The sequence below is a fragment of the Microbacterium phyllosphaerae genome, assembly GCF_017876435.1.
Classification (GTDB): Bacteria; Actinomycetota; Actinomycetes; order Actinomycetales; family Microbacteriaceae; genus Microbacterium; species Microbacterium phyllosphaerae.
The window spans coordinates 1493648-1513704 of the sequence record NZ_JAGIOA010000001.1 but is presented as its reverse complement, the minus strand read 5'-3'; the positions used below and the strand labels follow the sequence as shown (position 1 = coordinate 1513704).

20 protein-coding genes are annotated in these 20057 nt (G+C 67.6%); 6 read left to right on the top strand and 14 right to left on the bottom strand.

All coding sequences use genetic code 11. The annotated features are described in order from the left end of the window. Nucleotides 1-65: 65 nt before the first annotated feature. The 8 genes from JOF42_RS07085 to JOF42_RS07050 all read right to left on the bottom strand — a co-directional run bounded on the left by JOF42_RS07085 (nt 66) and on the right by JOF42_RS07050 (nt 7029). Complete coding sequence (locus tag JOF42_RS07085) at nt 66-1841, bottom strand: sensor histidine kinase (protein WP_210097217.1); 1776 nt, start codon at nt 1839-1841, stop codon at nt 66-68. Further along, entirely contained in the window at nt 1838-2185 is a 348-nt protein-coding gene (locus JOF42_RS07080) for a response regulator transcription factor (RefSeq protein WP_210097216.1), read from the bottom strand. Before JOF42_RS07080 ends, JOF42_RS07085 begins: the two co-directional genes overlap by 4 nt. Next, nucleotides 2182-2325 carry a hypothetical protein gene (locus tag JOF42_RS07075; protein WP_210097215.1) on the bottom strand — a complete coding sequence of 48 codons (144 nt, stop codon included), beginning with the start codon at nt 2323-2325 and terminating at the stop codon, nt 2182-2184. Before JOF42_RS07075 ends, JOF42_RS07080 begins: the two co-directional genes overlap by 4 nt. Next, nucleotides 2322-3809 carry a glycosyltransferase family 2 protein gene (locus JOF42_RS07070; RefSeq protein ID WP_210097214.1) on the bottom strand — a complete coding sequence of 496 codons (1488 nt, stop codon included), beginning with the start codon at nt 3807-3809 and terminating at the stop codon, nt 2322-2324. The genes JOF42_RS07075 and JOF42_RS07070 overlap by 4 nt, the downstream gene beginning before the upstream one ends. Further along, a complete protein-coding gene (locus JOF42_RS07065; protein ID WP_210097213.1) occupies nt 3809-4522 on the bottom strand; it encodes a PHP domain-containing protein in 714 nt (237 codons plus the stop codon). Before JOF42_RS07065 ends, JOF42_RS07070 begins: the two co-directional genes overlap by 1 nt. Next, nucleotides 4519-5508, bottom strand: coding sequence for an ATP-grasp domain-containing protein (locus tag JOF42_RS07060; RefSeq protein WP_210097212.1), 990 nt, complete (start codon nt 5506-5508; stop codon nt 4519-4521). Before JOF42_RS07060 ends, JOF42_RS07065 begins: the two co-directional genes overlap by 4 nt. After that, nucleotides 5508-6551 (bottom strand): response regulator, encoded by a 1044-nt coding sequence (locus tag JOF42_RS07055; protein WP_210097211.1) that lies wholly within the window; start codon nt 6549-6551, stop codon nt 5508-5510. Before JOF42_RS07055 ends, JOF42_RS07060 begins: the two co-directional genes overlap by 1 nt. Nucleotides 6552-6714: 163 nt before the next feature. Further along, nucleotides 6715-7029, bottom strand: coding sequence for a DUF2277 domain-containing protein (locus JOF42_RS07050; RefSeq protein WP_210097210.1), 315 nt, complete (start codon nt 7027-7029; stop codon nt 6715-6717). A 135-nt stretch (nt 7030-7164) separates the two neighbouring features. Here JOF42_RS07050 and JOF42_RS07045 point away from each other — a divergent pair, with 135 nt between their 5' ends. Then, the gene (locus JOF42_RS07045) at nt 7165-7557 is read left to right on the top strand and encodes a DUF4190 domain-containing protein (protein ID WP_210097209.1); all 393 of its coding nucleotides are present in this window, start codon (nt 7165-7167) and stop codon (nt 7555-7557) included. A gap of 58 nt (nt 7558-7615) precedes the next feature. Here the strand turns inward: JOF42_RS07045 and guaB are convergent, their stop codons facing one another. After that, nucleotides 7616-9118: an IMP dehydrogenase gene (gene guaB, locus JOF42_RS07040; RefSeq protein WP_210097208.1), complete on the bottom strand. Its 1503-nt coding sequence runs from the start codon at nt 9116-9118 to the stop codon at nt 7616-7618. Nucleotides 9119-9416: 298 nt separating this feature from the next. Between guaB and JOF42_RS07035 the strand changes: the two genes are divergently transcribed. From JOF42_RS07035 to JOF42_RS07020, 4 genes are read left to right on the top strand one after another with little or no spacing between them, the layout of a single operon-like run. After that, complete coding sequence (locus JOF42_RS07035; protein ID WP_210097207.1) at nt 9417-10733, top strand: branched-chain amino acid ABC transporter permease; 1317 nt, start codon at nt 9417-9419, stop codon at nt 10731-10733. 2 nt (nt 10734-10735) lie between these two features. After that, nucleotides 10736-11713, top strand: coding sequence for a branched-chain amino acid ABC transporter permease (locus JOF42_RS07030; RefSeq protein ID WP_210097206.1), 978 nt, complete (start codon nt 10736-10738; stop codon nt 11711-11713). Then, nucleotides 11703-12725 carry an ABC transporter ATP-binding protein gene (locus JOF42_RS07025; RefSeq protein ID WP_245340742.1) on the top strand — a complete coding sequence of 341 codons (1023 nt, stop codon included), beginning with the start codon at nt 11703-11705 and terminating at the stop codon, nt 12723-12725. Before JOF42_RS07030 ends, JOF42_RS07025 begins: the two co-directional genes overlap by 11 nt. Further along, the gene (locus JOF42_RS07020; protein WP_210097205.1) at nt 12722-13489 is read left to right on the top strand and encodes an ABC transporter ATP-binding protein; all 768 of its coding nucleotides are present in this window, start codon (nt 12722-12724) and stop codon (nt 13487-13489) included. Before JOF42_RS07025 ends, JOF42_RS07020 begins: the two co-directional genes overlap by 4 nt. Before the next feature lie 148 nt (nt 13490-13637). On the opposite strand, the gene JOF42_RS07015 is transcribed toward JOF42_RS07020, so the two are convergent. The 3 genes from JOF42_RS07015 to groES all read right to left on the bottom strand — a co-directional run bounded on the left by JOF42_RS07015 (nt 13638) and on the right by groES (nt 16433). After that, complete coding sequence (locus JOF42_RS07015; protein WP_210097204.1) at nt 13638-14906, bottom strand: ABC transporter substrate-binding protein; 1269 nt, start codon at nt 14904-14906, stop codon at nt 13638-13640. A gap of 143 nt (nt 14907-15049) precedes the next feature. After that, nucleotides 15050-15985 (bottom strand): EamA family transporter RarD, encoded by a 936-nt coding sequence (gene rarD, locus JOF42_RS07010; protein WP_210099110.1) that lies wholly within the window; start codon nt 15983-15985, stop codon nt 15050-15052. A 151-nt stretch (nt 15986-16136) separates the two neighbouring features. Then, nucleotides 16137-16433 carry a co-chaperone GroES gene (gene groES / locus JOF42_RS07005; RefSeq protein WP_017203655.1) on the bottom strand — a complete coding sequence of 99 codons (297 nt, stop codon included), beginning with the start codon at nt 16431-16433 and terminating at the stop codon, nt 16137-16139. Between the two features lie 146 nt (nt 16434-16579). On the opposite strand from groES, the gene JOF42_RS07000 reads away from it, so the two are divergent. Continuing rightward, nucleotides 16580-17779 (top strand): class I SAM-dependent methyltransferase, encoded by a 1200-nt coding sequence (locus tag JOF42_RS07000; RefSeq protein WP_210097203.1) that lies wholly within the window; start codon nt 16580-16582, stop codon nt 17777-17779. Nucleotides 17780-17783: 4 nt separating this feature from the next. Here the strand turns inward: JOF42_RS07000 and JOF42_RS06995 are convergent, their stop codons facing one another. Beyond that, nucleotides 17784-19004, bottom strand: coding sequence for a hypothetical protein (locus tag JOF42_RS06995; protein ID WP_210097202.1), 1221 nt, complete (start codon nt 19002-19004; stop codon nt 17784-17786). Further along, a complete protein-coding gene (locus JOF42_RS06990) occupies nt 18988-20055 on the bottom strand; it encodes a hypothetical protein (protein WP_210097201.1) in 1068 nt (355 codons plus the stop codon). Before JOF42_RS06990 ends, JOF42_RS06995 begins: the two co-directional genes overlap by 17 nt. Nucleotides 20056-20057 lie beyond the last annotated feature (2 nt).

Sequence of the window (20057 nt, the reverse complement as noted above, 5' to 3'; positions counted from 1 at the left end):
CCGTCCTTCCGCCCGCATGGCGAGCCGACCAGGCTATCAGGTCGCAGCCCGGCAGACGGTCGCGGTCAGCGGACGACCTGGATGGCCTCGGTGCGCGCGGCGGCGGGAAGGAGCATCCGGAACTCGGTGCCGACGCCCTCCCTGCTCGTCACATCCATCGTGCCGCCGTGGGCCAGCACGATCGCGCGGGTGATCGTGAGCCCGAGCCCCACCCCGGGCACCGCGTTCTGCGTCGCCGTCGATGCGCGGAAGAAGCGTGTGAACAGCATCCCCTGCTCGTCCTCCGGGATGCCGACACCCGTGTCGCGGACGGCGAACTCAACGCCTCCGTCATGCATCCGCACGCTCGCGGTGACCCGCCCCCCTGATCCGGTGAACTTGAGCGCGTTCGAGAGCAGGTTGTCGAGCGCCTGACCGATCCGTCCCGAGTCGACCGACAGGTGCACAGGAGCCGTCGGGACCTCGGCGATGATCTCGATCCCCTCGCGCTGCGCATGGGGTCCGGCGGATTCCACGGCGTTGCGCACGAGCTCGACGACGTCGGCGTCCCGACGCTCGAGCGGGAACCTCCCCGATTCGACCTGAGCGGTGAAGAGGAGGTCTCCCACGAGGTTGAGCAGTCGTTGCGCGTTGCGCTCGATGATGCCGACGAACTCCTGCTGATCGGTCGTGAGGGGCTGCCCCGGGTCGTTCTGGAGCAGATCGAGGAATCCGATGATCGCGCTCAGAGGCGTGCGCAGCTCATGCGAGATCATGCCGACGAACTCGTCCTTCATGCGGGCGACCTCGACCGCCCGGGTCTCATCGGTGATCACGAGCAGGTACCCGTGTCGCGAGCCGTCGGAATCCTGGTACGGCGACACGGTGACCCGCGCCGGGACCGTCGACCCGCCGGTCGTCATGACGTCGATGTGCGAGTCGACCGACAGACCGGAATCGGCCTCGTCGAACAGTGCACGCAATCCGGGGTGCAGTCGATCCTCAGTCTCCACTGCCCCCTTCGGGGCGAACTGCGCGAGAGCGTTCGGTTCGAAGAATCGGTCGACGCGCACCTCGGCCAGCGCGTCGCGCACGGGCATGCCCAGCAACCGCACCGCCCCGGGGTTCCATGCGCTGATCGTGCCGCAGTTGTCGGTGGCGATGACCGCCTGACCGGTGATCGAGTTCCACAGACTCGTGAACGACTCAGACAGCGCTCGGTACTGCTGCTCGCTGGCGCTGAGCTTCTCGAGCATCGCCTGATTGGCGACGAGGGCGGCGGTCCGCTCGGCGACGAGAGCCTCGGCCTGCGACGTGCGCAGCCTCTGGAGCCGGGACAGCTCGTTCACGATCGCGCCCACCGTGGCGAACACGAGAGGACCGATGATGCCGCGCAGCCAGGCGGCCGAGTCCTCCGGCGGATCGATGATGTTCGGCATCAGGAGCGCGATCGACGTGAAGATGCCGACGAGGAAGACCTGTCTGCGTCCGGGAGCGGCCGCGATCCAGATCACCGGAAGCAGCACGAGCGAGGAGAAGAGCGACGTCGCTCCTCCGGTGCCCGCACGCAGCGCGCCGATCCCGATAATGCTGACGATCGGGATCAGCATCGTCACCCAGCCGTCGTACACGCCGCGAACGGAGAGGACGCCGGCCAGCGCGGTGACCGCCGCGACCGCGAGGATGCCGGTGATCGCGACGACCGCGTCGGTGACGGGGACCCCTGGGATCGCCCACATCAGCAGCGCCGCGATCCCGACCGCGATCGCCGTGGGGCCCTGCTTCATCAGCGGAGTGGGATTGTCGAAGTACTTACGCCATCCCCGCTCCATCGACGCCTGGACGACGTTCGTCGTGGTCATCGCGCCACGCCTCGGAGCAGTCGGCGGAGGTCCGCTCCGACGATCGGCTTCGGCAACGCCGCATCGGCATCCGGATAGTCGGCGACATCGAGCACAGAACTCACGATCAGGAAGCAGTCCGGAAATCTCGCCTGCACGAGGCGTGCGCACTCCTCACCCGTGATTCCGGGAAGCAGGAGGTCGACGACGGCCACGGACGGGCTGATCGTCGGGAACGCCGCGATGGCCGATTCCGCATCGATCGCTGCGAACACGTCGAACCCCTCGCGATCCAGGTACCGCTGGAGGAGGTCCATCTGATCCGCGCTGTCCTCGACGACGAGAGCCAGCGGCCGCCCGCTCATCGCAGGAACAGCTCTCTCACGATGACGACGACGACGACGATTCCGAGAGCGAGAAGCGCCTGGGGTACGAGGCGCTTCTCGCGACGGGCGTCCGTCGCGATCTCCTCCTGCTCCGCCTGGGGTGAGGGTGTGGCGGTCATGAGTCGACCCGTCCGATCTTCTCGGTCTTGATCCATGCGGCGTCAGCGCGACGCCACTCTTTGATGTACGAATCGACGGTGATGGCGCAGAGCAATGACCCGTAGCCGCACACGTAGAGGAGGAGCCCGGCGAAGAAGCGTCCGGCCGGCAGGGGTTCCACGGCACGGGCGAGCCAGATCCCGAGCATCGAGATCGGCCCCCACAGGTAGAAGATCACGGCCCACAGGAAGCGCGTCTGGTCCGTGACCGCGAGACCGAGCTCTTGCAGGCCGCTCTCGAACAACCACGGGAAGAGGGCGATCGCCATCAGGATCAGGGCGCCGAGCCCCGGGAACATGAGTGCCTCACGCCACGATTGACGACCGATCCGCGGATCCAGCTGCACCGAGTAGAGCATGGAGAACAGGTAGATGCACGCGGCGGAGATCCACATGAAACGGAACACGAAATCGGCGATGTCGCTGTGCAGCACGAGCAGGGCGAGCATCCCCGCGGCGGCGAGGACCATGAAGGCCGGCAGGAGCAGGATCGTGAACCAGGCGAGTCCGAAGGAGAAGCTTCCCAGGTTGTGCGCGCGGCTGGGTCGGAACCACAGCTTCCGATAGATCGACGTCAGCTGCACATTGCCTCGCGCCCAGCGCAGACGCTGCTTCCAGAGGCTGTCGATCGTGCGAGGCTCTTCGGCGAGCACGACGGCATGCGGTTCGAAGACCATGCGTCGGCCGGCCAGCTGCCCCTCGAACGTGGTCATGGTGTCCTCGGCGAGCGTGCCCGTCGGGATCCTCCCGCCGATCGCCTCGAGGTTGGCCCGCGAGTGCAACTGCGCCCCTCCGGCGAGACAGGCGATCGCGCCTCCCACGTTCTGCACGCGACGCGCGGACAGCTGTCCGATCACGTACTCGATCGCGATGAACCGGGTCAGGTAGTTGCGATCGCGACTGCCCTCGGCGATGTACGCCGTGACCGCGCCGACCTTCTCGTCGGCGAGGTGCCTGCTCATCTTGCGCAGCGAGTCGCGCGCGAAGATCACGTCGGCATCCATGATCAGCACGGCCTCGGTCCACTCGTCCGCGAGCACGATCTCGAGTCCGTGGTTGAGCGTGTGCGCCTTGCCCTGACCGCCCTGCTCGCGGCGCAGGTGCACGACCCGACCCGGATGCGCGTCGACCTTCGCCGCCACCACGGAGGGCGTGTCGTCGGTCGACGCATCGTCGATCACGAAGATCTTCAGACGATCGGCCGGGTACTCGAGCTGCATCAGCCGCTCGATCGCCGGACCGAGCACGAGCCCCTCGTTCCAGGCGGGGATCAGCACGGCGACCCGCGGATGGTGCGGCGCCGCCTTGCCGTAGTGGTTGCGGAACGCGTGCAGGGGCAGCGCGAGGAACTGAAGACCCGTGTTGATCACCGGCAGGGTGCCGACGAGCACGCAGAGCAAGAGGATGACGACGACTATGGTCTCGACCAGATTCAGCTCGGGCATCAGCGCGACTTCCGCTGCGAGAGGAGCTCGGCCACGCGCGCATAGCGCCCGACCTCGGAGGCGACGTGGCTGTCCGTGGATGCCACGAGCTCGGCACCCGCATCGTGCAGGGCGTCGAGCAGCAACGGCCCGGGGCAGCCCCACTTCTCGTTCACCTCGACCAGCGTGTGAGTCTCGGCTGCGGTCTTCGCCCACGCGGCCACCCGCTCGGCACCGAGGTCGTCTTCGGACACACCGATCTTGGGGAGGATCGAGAAGCAGTGGGCGAGCTGGTTGCCCGGATGACGGCGCATCCCGGCGTCCAGCGCCGAGACCAGCTGGTCGAGCACGTCGTCCGGCGCCCAGCCGTCCGCGATCCGCTCACGCACCGCGGTCGGGCCGAGCGGACCGTCGACGCCGGGGAACTGGTGGTCGGCGATGAGGATGCGGTCGATCCCTGCCGGGAGGTGGGGGATGTCGAGCTCGCCCGACGCGTCGAGGATCTTGGCCTCGACGCCCGTCAGGATCGTGAGTCCGTCGGGCACCTGCAGCTCGCCCACGGCGGCGAGGTAATCGGGAACCCAGGTCGTCGACCGGCGCACGTGATCGACGAGGCGGAGGGTCATGAGCCCTGCCGCCGCGGCGGCGGCCACGTTCTCGGCGAGGGTCGAGACGGCGTCGTCCGAGAACGTCGAATGGACGTGGTGATCGCCGCGCAGCAGGGGGTCGCTCACAGCTCCTCCTGATGCCCGGCGTGCTCCGACACGAGCACCTCGTCGACCTCGACGATGACGTCCTCGAGGAAGCGCACCGAGGCGATCTCACGGAAGGCGATCGACGACGGCAGCTCCCTGCCGAGGAACAGATCCGCGACGAGCGAGGGGATGTCGACGCCCGCCGCGATGGTGAGCGGCAGCGCCCCGGGGAACCGTGGGTTCACCTCGAGCAGCACGGCCCGCCCCTCGCGGTCACGGCGGAGCTGGACGTTCGCGACGCCGACGAGACCGATCGCCTTCGCGACGGCCGCGGCGGTCTCCTCGAGCTCGGGGTCGTGCACGGTGCGACCGGCGATGGCCACGCCCGAATCGACCCTCGCACGGGTGCGGGGCACCGCGGCGATCACCTCACCGGCAGCATCCGCGATCACGTCGACCGAGTACTCCTCGCCGGGGAGGTAATCCTGGACGATCAGGCCCTCGTCCAGCGGCAGCGCCTCGAGGGCCGCGCGATCGGGAACCAGGCGGATGCCCCGGCTGCCCGCGCCCTGACGAGGCTTGGCGAAGACGGGGAACTCCCAGTCGACGGCCACGGCGTCGGCGCCTGCGAGCACCGTGCGCGGGGTGCGACCTGTGGCCTCGCAGCGCTCGGCGAGCAGCAGCTTGTCGAGCGCGACCGACAGCGTGTCCTGGGAAGGAGCCGCGAGCACGGCGGGGGCGAGCTCGTCGCGGCGTCCGGCCAGCGCGATCAGTTCGACGTCGACCGTCGAGATCACCAGATCGAGTCGGTCCTCGGCCACCATCCGCGAGATCGCCGGCACGAAGTCCTCGTCTCGCCCCGGCGGTACGAGACGGCGATGCGTGGAGGGCACCAGGTAGATGCCACTCGCCCAGCCGTCCATATCGGCGGCGAAGACCTCGAGGTCGGAGCGACGCAGGAGAGAGCGGATCACGGCGACTCCGGCGGGCCCTCCCGCACCGGTCACCAGTACGCGTGCAGTCATCAGCTCTCCCGTCGTGCGAGCTCGTGGGCTCCGATGAACTCGGCGGTCTCGCGTACGACCTCGAGCGGCTCGACGGCCACGCCCCCGCCGAAGCGCGACCAGTACCGGGCGGTGGCGGTCACGAAGTCGGGCTCGAGATAGTCGCGCATCGCGGTCTGCGAGGCGAAGCACTCGAGCAGTCGGAGCTTCTGAGGGAGATCCTGGTCGATCCGCACGAACCGGGTCGGGCGGAAGTCGATCGTCGACGAGGGGCTCTGATAGCAGGCGACCGTTCCGACACGTCGGGTGGCGGCGATCGTCGCCTCGCTCACGGCCCGGTGGTCCTGATGACGGTCGTGGCTGGAGTGCGTGTAGACGATCGTCGGGCGCACCTCCTGCACGACCTCCTCGATCAGCCGCACCGTCGCGCCGCCTCCGGAGATCTCGGTGTCGACGAGATCCTTGAGGAAGAGGCGTGCCCCCAGCATGTCGGCCGAAGCGAGCGACTCATGCTGACGGCTCTCGGCGTCTCCCCCGCGCGAGCCGCGCGAGAGGGTGAGCACGGTGATCGAGTCGCCTGCACGCGCGTGAGCGGCGAGGATGCCACCGACGCCGATCTCGACGTCGTCCGGATGGGCGCCGATGGCGAGGATCACCTCCGGCGACCGGTTTGCCTCTCGCCTGGCGCGTCCCTCGGCTGCGAGTCGCGAGACCGCCTCGACCAGGCGCGCGTTGTCGAGCGGCTTGGTCAGGAACTCGTCAGCCTGCGCTCGCAGCGCCGAGACCGCGTACTCGACCGAGACGTGCGCGGTCATCACGATGACCGGGACCAGAGGGTCCTTCCGCCGGAGTTCCGCGAGAAGCTCGAGGCCGTCGAGGCCGGGCATCTCGATGTCGGTGACGACCACGTCGGGTGTGAAGCGTGTGAGGCGCTCGACGGCGGAGAGACCGTCTTGCGCGACCACGACCTCACAGCCGGCTCGTCTTTCGAGCACGGTCTTGACGAGGAGGGCGACGTCCGGGTCGTCGTCGACGACCAGGACGCGGGGTGCATCCTGAGGCATATCTGCAGCTCTCAATGGGGAGGTTCCCTGCCGGTCATGCTCCGGCATGCAGCTCCCGGCGCCCTTCGCGTCTGGAGCTCGAGGAAAATCGAGCGGGTATCTCTAAATACTGGCATACCGAATCGCCACCCAGTGCGCCGGGATTCCGCGCGCCCCGGTCGTGTCAGGATGCGGTCCGCGCAGCCCGCTTCTGCTCCTGGAACACGCGGATCGCCTCGTACCTCTCCGCCGAGCGTGAACGACGCTTGGTCGCCTCGTCCTCGCGGTTCTTGCGCGGCGCCGTGGTCGTCAGATCGTCGACGAGCGCTCTCGTGGCGCGAGCGATCTCCTCGACGGCGCGATCGAACACGGCCTGGTTCGCGCGGGACGGCGTCGTCGTCCCGGCGATCTTGCGCACGAACTGCAGGGCGGCGTCATGGCACTCATGGTCCGTGGCGGCGGGCTCGAGGTTGTTCAGGGGAACGATGTTGCGGCACATACCGGCACGGTACGCCGTGATGCGGGCATCCGGAAGGCCGCGAACACTGGATGGCGCGCACACCACGCCTCTCACTACGCTCGGCTACGAGTGCGGCCACCCCAGCGACCGCGCACCCCAGATCGGAGCGACACCATGACGAACCCGCCCTCTCCCGGCGACGCGCAGTACACGCCGCCCGCAGACCCGGCCACGAACCCCGCGGCGTATCCGGTCGCGGGGCCCGGCTACGCCACTCCGCCCGCCGCAGCGCCCGGGAACGGACTCGCGATCGCCGGACTCGTCCTGGCATTCGTGATCGCCCCACTCGGCCTCATCCTGAGCATCGTGGCGGCCGTCAAGCTCGGCAAAGCAGGTGCACCGAAGGGGATCGCGATCGCGGGCATCATCATCGGCGCGATCATCACCGTGATCGCGGTGATCGGCCTCGTGCTGCTCGTGACGGTGTTCGCGAACCTCTTCTCGATGTGCGCGGAACTCGGTCCCGGCGTGTGGCAGGTCGACGGAGTCACCTACACCTGCAACTGAACGCGCAGACGACGAAGGGGCCGGATGCGGATGCATCCGGCCCCTTCGTCGATCATGCTCAGCGCTTGTAGTTGGGCGCCTCGACGACGATCTGCACGTCGTGCGGGTGCGACTCCTTGAGCCCGGCGGCTGTGATCCGCACGAAGCGGCCACGCTCCTTGAGCTCCTCGATGGTGCGTGCGCCGACGTAGAACATCGACTGACGCAGTCCGCCGACCAGCTGGTACGCGACGGCCGACACGGGGCCGCGATAGGGAACCTGGCCCTCGATGCCCTCGGGGATCAGCTTGTCGTCGCTGGGGACGTCGGCCTGGAAGTAGCGGTCCTTCGAGTACGAGGTCTGCTTGCCACGGGTCTGCATGGCTCCGAGCGAACCCATGCCGCGGTACTGCTTGAACTGCTTGCCCGACTGGAAGACGATCTCGCCCGGCGACTCGTCGGTTCCGGCGAGGAGCGAACCGAGCATGACCGCATCTGCTCCGGCGACGAGCGCCTTGGCGATGTCGCCCGAGTACTGGAGCCCTCCGTCGGCGATCACCGGCACGCCGGCGGGGCGCGCGGCGAGCGACGCCTCGTAGACGGCGGTGACCTGCGGCACGCCGACGCCCGCGACGACGCGCGTGGTGCAGATCGAGCCGGGGCCCACGCCCACCTTGACGGCGTCGACGCCCGCGTCGACGAGCGCCTGGGCACCCTCGCGGGTCGCGACGTTGCCGCCGATGACGTCGATGTGCGCGAAGCTCTCGTCGGCCTTGAGGCGCTTGACCAGTTCGATCACGCCCTGCGACTGCCCGTTCGCGGTGTCGACCACGAGCACGTCGACGCCGGCGTCGCGGAGTGCCTCCGCGCGCTCCCAGGCGTCGCCGAAGAATCCGATGGCCGCGCCGACGCGCAGACGCCCCTGGTCGTCCTTCGTGGCGAGCGGGTACTTCTCGCTCTTGTCGAAGTCCTTGATGGTGATGAGGCCGGCGAGCTTGCCGTCCTCATCGATGAGCGGGAGCTTCTCGACCCGGTGGTGGGCGAAGAGCGCGATGACCTCGCCGGCGGCCACGCCGACGGGAGCGGTCACGAGACCCTCGGAGGTCATGACGTCCTTCACGAAGGTGGTCTGACGCTCGAAGCCCGAGACGAAGCGCATGTCGCGGTTGGTGATGATGCCCACGAGGCGTCCGTCGGCGTCGACCACGGGGAGGCCCGAGATGCGGTACTTGGCGCAGAGCGCGTCGACCTCTTCGACGGTCGCATCCGGCGTCGTCGTGATCGGGTCGGTGATCATGCCCGACTCGCTGCGCTTGACGCGATCGACGTGCGCGGCCTGGTCGGCGATCGACAGGTTGCGGTGCAGGATGCCGATGCCTCCCTCACGGGCCATCGCGATGGCCATGCGCGACTCGGTGACCGTGTCCATGGCGCTGGAGAGCAGCGGAGTCGCGACCGAGATCCGGCGAGTGATCCGCGACGAGGTGTCGGCCTCGCTGGGGATGACGTCGGTGTGCCCCGGAAGGAGCAGCACATCGTCGTAGGTGAGTCCGACGAAGCCGAAGGGGTCGTGCTGGTCCATGGATAGTCCTCCTGCGGGCGCGATCTGGGCGAGGGTGTACCAATTCTAAGCGTGGGGAGGCTGAGGAAATTCCCGGCGTCCGCCTCGGAAGAGCCTGCGCCGGGCTGCTCGGAGCGCGGCGTTTCGCAACTTCGTGATGGGATCGTTCTCACCGTGAGCAGATCGTGCCTTGGTTGAAACAGAGCCGACACATTACGCTCATACCGTCGTACATCAAGGCCGATGAACAACTCCGTCATGGCCTGTGTACTGGGCTGGAGGTTCTGTGCGTCCGACGATCTCGGCGAATCGAAGCGGAATGCGGTGGGTCATCATCCTGCTGGCGTCGCTCCTCGCCATCGCTTTCCTGTGGTTGCAGCCTCCGTCGGCGGCTTCCGCCGAAGAGACCGACGACGGCCAGGAGATCACAGACTTCTACTTCGCCGGTGTCATCACCTTCGACGACACCCCCGTCGAAGACGTCGTGATGACGATCAAGGGCAACGGTTTCGAGGGCGAGACGAAGACGGATGCCGAGGGCAAGTGGCGTCTGTACGTTCCCGAGAAGGAGACCTACACGCTCACCGTCGATGAGGAGACCCTCCCCGACGGTGTGATCGTCGACGCAGCGCAGCTGCCGGAGGGCACTCAGCCGATCTCGGGCACCACGGCCTCGTTCGAGGTCGAGTTCGGCCTGACCGGCACGAAGATCATGAACCTCTTCCTCGGCGAGGGCGAGCGCATGACGACATCGTTCATCGACCAGCTGGCCTCGCGCCTGGTGGGTGGACTCAACTTCGGCCTCCTGCTGGCTCTCGCATCGATGGGCGCGGCACTCATCTACGGAACGACCCGCCTGTCGAACTTCGCCCACGCCGAGATGGTCACGTGGGGCGGCCTGGTCGCCCTGGTGACGACGAGCTTCTGGCACCTCCCCCTCTGGCTGGGCATCATCGCGGCCGTGGTCGGCGGTGGCCTCTTCGGCTGGGCTCTGGACGCCGGCATCTGGCGTCCGCTCCGACGACGCGGCCTCGGAGTCGTGCAGCTCATGATCGTCAGCATCGGACTCTCGCTCGCCCTCCGGTACGCGTTCCAGTACCTGATCGGCGGCGGTACCCGCCAGCTCCCCGGCGCGAGCCCCGAGCCGTTCCGCTTCGGGCCGATCTCGCTCTCGTACATCGACATGATCGGCATGGGCGTGAGCATCGTCGTGATCGTCGGCGTCGCCTTCTTCCTCACCCGCACACGCATCGGCAAGGCCACCAGGGCGATCTCCGACAACCCGCAGCTGGCTGCGGCATCGGGCATCGACGTCGACAAGGTGGTCCGCTACGTCTGGATCCTCGCCGGAACGCTCGCTGCGATCTCCGGCATCCTGTGGGCGTACTTCCGCCCCGGCGTGAAGTGGGACATGGGCATGCAGATGCTGCTGCTCATCTTCGCCGCCATCACGCTCGGCGGACTCGGCACCGCGTTCGGAGCCCTCGTCGGCTCGCTCATCGTCGGCATCGCGGTCGAGATCTCGACCCTCTGGATCCCGTCCGACCTCAAGTACGCGAGCGCGCTCGTCGTGCTCATCGTGATCCTCCTCGTGCGACCCCAGGGTCTGCTCGGACGCAAGGAAAGGTTGGGCTGATCATGGACTTCGGAAGCATCTTCTCCAATACCGCGGTCTATCTCATCAGCCCGGTCACCATCGCCTATGCGCTGGCGGCGACCGGTCTGGCCGTGCACTTCGGATACGTGGGACTCCTCAACTTCGGTATGGCCGCCTTCATGGCCATCGGCGGGTACGGCTACGCCATCTCGGTCCTGACCTTCGGTCTTCCCTGGTGGATCGGCATGCTGATCGGGCTCCTGGGCGGCGCGTTCTTCGCGGTGCTCCTCGGCATCCCGACGCTGCGGCTGCGTGCCGACTACCTCGCGATCGCGACGATCGCGGCCGGTGAGATCGTGCGCTTGCTGTTCACCACTCAGATCTTCGACGAGTACACCAACTCGGCCGACGGTCTCGCGCAGTTCAACGGCGGATTCCGCGACGCCAACCCGTTCCCCCCTGGCACCTACGGCTTCGGTCCGTGGGTGCTCAGCGCGAACGACCTGTGGAACCGCGTCTTCGGGGTGATCGTGCTCGCCATCGCGATCCTGCTCGTATGGTCGCTGATGCGCAGCCCCTGGGGCCGTGTACTCAAAGGCATCCGTGAAGACGAGGACGCCGTGCGGTCGCTCGGCAAGAACGTCTTCGCCTACAAGATGCAGGCGCTCGTGGTCGGTGGCATCATCGGCGCAGCGGGTGGGATCGTCTTCGTCCTCCCCTCGGCCGTGGTCCCCGGCAGCTACACGACGTCGCTCACGTTCTTCCTGTGGACGGTGCTGCTCCTCGGTGGAGCGGCGACGGTCTTCGGCCCGACGCTCGGCGCGATCCTGTTCTGGGTCGTGTTCGCGTTCATGGCGAACCTGCTGCCGTCGATGGCCAAGGCGGGCATCCTGCCCATGTCCGACAGCCAGGCCTCGACCCTCGTGTTCATCTTCGTCGGCATCGCCCTGATGCTGCTCGTGATCTTCCGTCCTCAGGGCATCCTCGGCGACAAGAGGGAGATGACCTTTGTCAATTGAACCCACCCCCGACGAGAACGTCGAGACGGCGCCCCAGACCGGGAGCGTCCGTCGTCCGAAGACCACCGGTCTCGCGAAGGGACCGGCGGCCCCCGGAGTGCCGAAGGTCGATCCGATCCTCGTGGCCGACGCCGTGCAGCGGCGGTTCGGCGGCCTGACCGCCGTCGACGTCGATCACGTCGAGATCCCCCGCGGGGCGATCACTGCCCTGATCGGCCCGAACGGCGCGGGCAAGACCACCCTGTTCAACCTGCTCTGCGGATTCGACAAGCCCAACAGCGGCACGTGGTCGTTCGACGGGAAGAATCTCTCCGGCGTCCCCTCCTTCAAGGTGGCGCGGATGGGGCAGGTGCGCACGTTCCAGCTGACGAAGTCGCTGTCGCTGCTCACGGTGCTCGAGAACATGAAGCTCGGTGCTCCCGGCCAGCGCGGCGAGGGCTTCTGGTCGAGCCTGTTCCCGTTCCTGTGGCGCAAGCAGGATCAGGAGATCGAGGTGAAGGCGCGCGAGCTGCTCGCCCGCTTCAAGCTCGATGCGAAGGAGAAGGACTTCGCCGCATCGCTCTCGGGAGGTCAGCGCAAGCTGCTCGAGATGGCGAGGGCGCTCATGAGCGACCCGACGCTGGTGATGCTCGATGAGCCGATGGCCGGCGTGAACCCGGCCCTCACGCAGTCGCTCCTCGACCACATCCTCGATCTCAAGGGCCTCGGCATGACGGTGCTGTTCGTCGAGCACGACATGCACATGGTCCGCCACATCGCCGACTGGGTCGTCGTGATGGCGGAGGGTCGCGTCGTCGCCGAGGGTCCGCCCGATGAGGTCATGGAGGACCCTGCCGTGGTCGACGCCTACCTCGGCGCCCACCAGGACCTCGACCTCGGGGCCGTCACCGGTCGCATCCCCGTGATCGAGAACGCCGCCGCGGCGAAGCTCCGCGAGCAGATCGAAGCAGAGGCAGAGGCGGAACTCGAAGCGACGAGCACCGCCGATCCCGATCAGAAGGGCAACGCATGAGCGCCGACATCTCCGCAGGATCCACGCCGTCGACCGATGACGTCGTCGTCGAGCTCAAGGACGTCCACGCCGGCTACCTGCCAGGGGTGAACATCCTGAACGGCGCCAACCTCGTCGCGCGCCAGGGTGAGCTGATCGGCATCATCGGTCCCAACGGCGCGGGCAAGTCGACGCTGCTGAAGTCGATCTTCGGCATGGTCAACGTGCGAAGCGGCGACATCACCGTCAACGGCGAGAGCATCGTCGGGTTGAAGGCGGACAAGCTCGTCAAGCGCGGCGTCGCCTTCGTGCCGCAGACGAACAACGTGTTCCCGTCGCTCTCGATCGAGGAGAACCTGCAGATGGGGCTCTACCAGAACCCCAAGATCTACACCGAGCGGCTCGAGTTCGTCACCGGCATCTTCGCCGAGCTCGGCAAGCGGCTGAAGCAGCGGGCAGGCTCGCTGTCCGGCGGTGAACGCCAGATGGTGGCGATGTCTCGGGCGCTCATGATGGACCCGTCGGTGCTGCTCCTGGACGAGCCCTCGGCGGGCCTCTCCCCCGTGCGTCAGGACGACGCGTTCATCCGCGTCTCCGACATCAACAAGGCGGGCGTCACAACGATCATGGTCGAGCAGAACGCTCGTCGCTGCCTGCAGATCTGCGACCGCGGCTACGTGCTCGACCAGGGCAAAGACGCCTACGAGGGCACAGGACGCGACCTGCTGAACGATCCGAAGGTCATCGGCCTCTACCTCGGCACGCTCGGCACCGACGCCGCCTGAACTGCATACACAGAGAGGGGCGGATGCTGCGGCATCCGCCCCTCTCTCGTGCCCGAGCGCCGCGCCCGCACCGCACAGTGGACGGCACCTCAAGGAGCCCGGGCACGACGAAGGCCCCGGATGCTGCATCCGGGGCCTTCGCTCGTGATCAGTTGGTGCGGGTGATCAGGTTGTCGGCGCTGTACTTGTACGTGCCGATCGAGGCTCCCTGCGGGTCACCGTTCTCATCGAACGTGATCTCGCCGGAGTAGCCGTCGTAGTCGGCCGTGCCGCCGTCGTTGATGATCTTGGCGCAGTCGGCGAAGCTGGTGCACTTCTCTCCGTCGCCCGAGCCGCCCGAGACCTCTTCCATCTTGGCCGCGATGTCCGCGCCCTCGGTGGAGCCTGCTGCGAGCGAGGCGAGTGCCACGAGCACGACGGCGTCGTAGGCCTCGGCCGCGTACGTGAAGTCGTTCACCTCGGGGTTGCCCTCACCCGTCCAGAACGTCTGCAGACGACCGGTGAAGTCATCCTCGAGCGCCGGGCCCGGCTTGGTGCCCTGTGCGCCCTCGAGCGAGAACGGGAAGTTCGTGTCGGGCGAGGAGCCGTAGTCCGACAGGTTTCCGTCGACGAGGTACCACTTGTCCGGCGTGATGCCGGCGTTGACCAGCAGCGGGGCGATGGTCTTGAACTGGTCGAACGAGACGATCGCGACGGCGTCGGGGTTCTGAGCCTTGATGGTCTCGACCTGTGCGTCGAACTGACCGTCACCGACGTTGTACGACGCGTCGGCGACGACCTCGCCACCGGCGCCCTCGAACGTCGACTTGATGTTGTCGAAGAGGCCGGTGCCGTAGGCGTCGTTCTGGTAGATGACGCCGAGGGTCTTGTGGCCGTCCTCGGCGATCAGGTTGCCGAGCACCTCGCCCTGCAGCAGGTCGCTGGGGGCGGTGCGGAAGTACAGGCCGTTGTCGTCCCAGTCGGTGAAGTCCGGACCGGTGTTCGAGGCGGAGATCTGCAGGATTCCTGCGCTGACGTTTCCGTCGAGGATCAGGCGGGAGACGCCCGATGCCGCTGCGCCGACGATCGCGGAGACGCCTGCACCCTGGAGCTTGGTGATCGAGGTCTCGTACGCCTTGGTGTCGGTGTCGCCCTCGTCTTCGGCGGTCAGATTGATCGTGACGCCTGCATCGGCCTCGTTGACCTCGCTGACCGCGAGTCCGACGCCGGATTCCATGGGCGGGCCCAGGAACGACAGCGAACCGGTCTGCGGCAGCAGAGAGCCGAGCTCGAGGGTGAGGTCGGCGGCGGGCTTGCCGCCGTCGGACGGCTCGTCCGAGGGGGTGCTGCTACAGCCTGCGACGACGATCGCCGAGACGCTCAGCAGCGCGACTCCGGCGAGAATCTTGGCGCTGCGCGAGCGCGTGAATGCGGTCATGATGCTCCCTTGCGTGACTGGCCGTGGATTGTGACCACGGTCGGGTGCTCTAACACTAGGACCGAAAAGCTTCGCGTAGGGGTCGCCGATGTTTCGGTGCGTTAACGATCCGACACCGAGTTCCCGCAGGCTGATCCGGCCCTTCAGCCGAGACTCGTGTGAGCGCTCCTACGCCCTCGCCGAGCGGCGAGCACCAGGTCGACCACGAACACCGCGATGGCGATCCAGACGATGACGAATCCGATCCATCGCTCGATCGGCATGGGCTCCCCGAGCACGGCGGCGCCGATGATGAACTGCATCACCGGAGTGACGAACTGGATCATGCCGATCACGGTGAGGTTGATGCGTCTGGTGCCGGCAGCGAAGAGCAGCAGCGGCACCGCGGTGGCGACGCCGGCGAAGGCCAGGAGCACGGCATGCCATGTGCCGTTGGCGCCCATCGTGATGCCCTCGGGAGTCGTGGCGACGAGGATCAGCTGCACCACGGCGATCGGGATGAGCCAGAACGACTCGAGAGTGAGCCCGCTGATCGCATCGACCGACGGACCGATCTTCTTCTTGATGAGTCCGTACACGCCGAACGACGCCGTGAGCGACAGGGCGATCCACGGGAAGGACCGGTAGAAGAGGACGATCACGATCACCGCGACGGCGGCGATGCCGATCGCGGCCCACTGGAGCCTGCGGATCCGTTCCTTGAGCACGAAGACGCCCAGCAGCACGGTGGCGATCGGGTTGATGAAGTAGCCGAGGCTGGTCTCGACGACGTGACCGGTGAGGGTGCCGATCAGGAAGACCTGCCAGTTGACGTAGATGAGCACTCCGGCCAGTGCCGTCCACCCGAGCAGTCTCGGCTGCCGGATGATCGCGCCGATCGCCTTCCACCCGCGGGTGATCGTCAGCAGGAGGATGCAGAAGACGAACGACAGCAGCACGCGCCAGGCGACGACCTCCCAGGGTCCGGTCGGCACGAGCAGCAGGAAGTAGAGCGGCAGCACACCCCACAGCAGATACGCCCCGCCTGCATACGCGACCCCCGCGGTCTGCGTGGCTCTGGTGGTGGCAGCGTTCGTCAGGGTCACCGCACAACACTATTCCCAGGCCGACAGCCCGCCGTGCGACCGACGAGCTCCCCGCGGGTGAATGGCAGGAAACGGTCGACACCTGGCAGAGATGCAGAAAGGACCCGGATGCATGATGCATCCGGGTCCTTCCGAAGACGTTGTCTCAGCGGACGACGACTGCGAGCACGTCGCGAGCCGACAGGACGAGGAACTCGTCTGCGCCGAACTTCACCTCGGTGCCGCCGTACTTGCTGTACAGCACGCGGTCGCCCACGGCGACGTCGAGCGGGACGCGGTTGCCGTTGTCATCGATGCGGCCGGGGCCCACGGCCACGACCTCGCCCTCCTGGGGCTTCTCCTTGGCGGTGTCGGGGATGACCAGGCCACTCGCGGTGGTCTGCTCGGCCTCGACCTGCTTGATGACGATGCGGTCCTCGAGCGGCTTGATGGAAACCGACACGGTCTACCTCTTCTTTCTTGACGCTGACAGGAAGACTTTTTCGCACTCTCAACCCGAGAGTGCTAACAGTCAGTCTAGGGCGTGAGCTGGCACTCATGCAATGCGAGTGCCAATCGACGACAACCTGGGCCGCCTAAGCTGGGCGGGTGGAGATGTCCGAGCTGCGTGCCCTGCTCACCCCCGAAGGCCTCGACCTGCTGGACTCGCTCGGCCCCGTCGAGCAGGTCGCCGACGTGGCTCGTGCGGTGTCCCGGCTGCGCGCCGCCGGCCACTCTCCCGACCTCGTCTCGGCCGTGGTCGGACAGGCGCATCTGCGCGCCAAGGCGAAGGGCAAGTTCGGCGACTTCGCGGCCAGGATGCTGTTCACCCGCGCCGGTCTCGAGCAGGCGACGCGCCTCGGCGTCGCCGCGCGTCATGCTCAGCGGATCCGCCGAGCCGGGCTCACGAGCGTCGCCGACCTCGGATGCGGCATCGGCGGCGACGCGCTCGCCTTCGCGGGCGCGGGGCTCGACGTGCTCGCCGTCGACGCCGACGACGTGACTGCGGCGATCGCGGCGTACAACCTCGCCCCCTTCGGCGACAGCGCGGTGGTGAGACAGGGCACCGCGGAGGAGGCCGTGCCGACCGACGAGAGAGCGATCTGGATGGATCCCGCCCGTCGCACCTCGGGGCACAGCGAGACGAAGAGGGTCTCTTCCGAGGACTACTCACCGTCGCTCGACTGGGCGTTCGAGGTCGCCTCCCGCCGACCGACGGGCATCAAGCTCGGCCCGGGCCATGACCGCGATTCGCTTCCTTCCGACGCCGAGGCCCAGTGGGTCAGCGCCGAGGGCAGCGTCGTCGAACTCGTACTCTGGACCGGAGCGCTGGCCCGCGACGGTGTCCGCCGGGCAGCGCTCGTCATCCGCGGAGACCGCTCGCACGAACTCACGGCGGGGGCGGACGCGCTCGACGCTCCGGTGCGCGACCTCGGCGGCTTCCTCCATGAACCCGACGGAGCGGTCATCCGCGCGCGGCTCATCGGAGACGTCGCTCGAAGCCTGGATGCGGGGATGCTCGACGAGCGCATCGCATATCTGACCTCGGACGCCGCGCTCACGAGTCCCTTCGTGCAGTCGTTCCGGGTGCGCGAGACGATGCCCGCGAATCCGAAGGCGATCAGTGCTGTGCTCAAGGCCCACAGCATCGGAACGCTGGAGATCAAGAAGCGCGGGATGGACATCGATCCTGCCGCGTTCCGGAAGAAGCTGACCCTCAAGGGCGACCAGACGGCGACGTTGATCCTGACCCGCATCGGCGATCAGCGGCGGGCGATCCTGGCTGACCGGGTTCCGGCAGCGGACTAGCCGTTCATCCCTCGTCCTCGGAGGGGACCTCGACCTGGATCGGGTCCTGGTACTCCCCGCCGAGTTCCAGCGTCTCCCCGGGCTTCACGGTGGTATCCGTCGGGGACACCTGCCCAGGTGGCAGGTCGCCCGTGATCATGAGGTAAGGCGTCCCGTTCGGAGTGAACTCCAGCCGGATGCTCCACGGTTCGGTGGCGGCCGAACCGTCGGCCCAGTCTCCCTCGATGGCGATGCCGTCGCCGGAGGTCTGCGCCTCGCCCGCCGTCTTGCACGTGATCGCACCGAAGTGGTCCACGATGAGGCAGTCCGACGGGTCGCCGTCCTCGATCTTCTGTCCGAACCACACCGGAGCATCCTCGACGTAGCCCACGATCGAGACCGTGTACTCCTCGAACCCCTGACCGAGGAGCTCCTCCGCGCGATCCCTCTCGGCACCGGAGAACTGCGACAGCCAGTCCTGACCCCCGCTGTTCCACCGCTGAACGATCGCCAGGATCTCGCCCGTCGTCGCCCGCGCCGCCGATGCCCACACCTGGTCCGCGGATCCGTCATCGGCGGTTTCCGCCGTCACGCTCACACCGATCCCGTTGCCGTTGTCGAGGTCCTCGGCGGGCTGGCATTGGCTCGCCGACTTGTCTGCGGCGTCGAGGGTGAGGCAGATGGTCTTGCCGTCCTGCTTGGTCGCGAACCAGACGAGGGCATCCTCGTCTCGACCGATCGCACGGAGCGTGCCGGGGTCGAAGTCGCCGTCGCTCTGCAGCTGGGCCCGACGCTCCTGCTGCTCGGCCGTGAGGACGATGCCATCGCCTCCCCGACCGAAGAGTGCCCAGCCGGCGCCGAGACCGATCAGGACCAGCGCGACGGCAGCCGCGGCCACGAGCTTCCAGTGCTGTCGGACCGACCCACGCAGACCCGGTGAGGGGTGCGACTCGCCGTCGCTCGCGGCCGTTCCCGGATCCGCGGCGTCCCCGGAACCCCAGATCGTCCGATCCGCTCCCTCGACGCCGGACGCATCCGCGCGCGAATCGCCCTCTAACGCGACATCCCCGGCAGGAGGAATCTCCGCCGAGATCGGCGTCTCCGGGTCCGGCGGCGTCCCCGCCTCCACCCGAGACGATTCGAGCTCGCGCAGCCGCGCTGCATCCACCTCGGTCAGGCCGCCGTCTCGCCCGTACGCCTTCATCTGGAGGGCACGGAGCTCTGCGGCATCAGTCTCCTGAAGCATCCTCGCCTCCCAGCCCCTTCGTCACGGTCAGGTACTGCTGACCGTAGCCGAACCGGTACTCGTACCGGGTCGACTCTCCGTCCTTCGAGATGTCGAGCGTGAGGGTGCGATCGGCATCCGTCAGCATCAGGCTGTCGTCGCAGGACATCGGCGGATCGGGCATCGACCCGTCGAAGGCGAGGCAGTAGCGCTGGTCCTCCTTGTCCACTCCCACCCAGATCGGCACACCGTCGTCGTATCCCGCGACCATGATCGAGCGGCGATCCCAGCCGGTCTCCGTGGCGAGGGACGCCGCGGTGGATGCCTCTTCGGGGCTCGCGAACATCGTGGTCGACTGCGGGACCGTGATGTAGCTGCGAGCGATGACAGCCGGTTCGCCGTCGGCCGTCAGGAACATCTGGGCGTCGACGTCGTAGTTCTGGGTGTCGTCGACGACCTTCACGAGCGTCGCGCTGACGCCCTGGATCAGCGCCTGCTCACGGGTCGTGCATGCGGGAGCGGTCTGATCGCCGTCGCCGAGGACCAGGCACACGTCGGCTCCGTCCTTCTTCGTCGCGAACCAGATGACGACACCCTCCTCCTCGTCGATCGCGCGCAAGGATCCCGGGTCGAAGTCACCCGACGCGAGGATCGCGTCATGCCATCCCCGCTGCTCCGCGCTCAGCTGCATCGGCGCCGCACCACGATCCCAGAACAGCGACCAGCCGAGAGCGAGACCGATCAGCACGAAGGCGACGACGATGACCGACACGAGGCGCCAATGCCTCCGCAGTGTCGTCAGCGCGGATTCACGGTGCGGCGGTGGCGCATCACCGCTCTCGGCGACCTGCGAGTCGGCGGCGGCGGGCTGCGCGGCAGGAAGATCGACCGGATGCTGCGGCACCTGCGGAGCATCCGGAGCCTCCACCGCCGAGGGCGATCCGCTCTCCCCCGCTCGCGCATGCTCGAGCTCCTGCAGACGCGCGGCCTCGGATTCGCTGAGCGCCCCGGCACGCCCGTAGGCACGCACCTGCAGGGCCCGGAGCTCGACCACGTCGTCGGCGTCCGGCATCG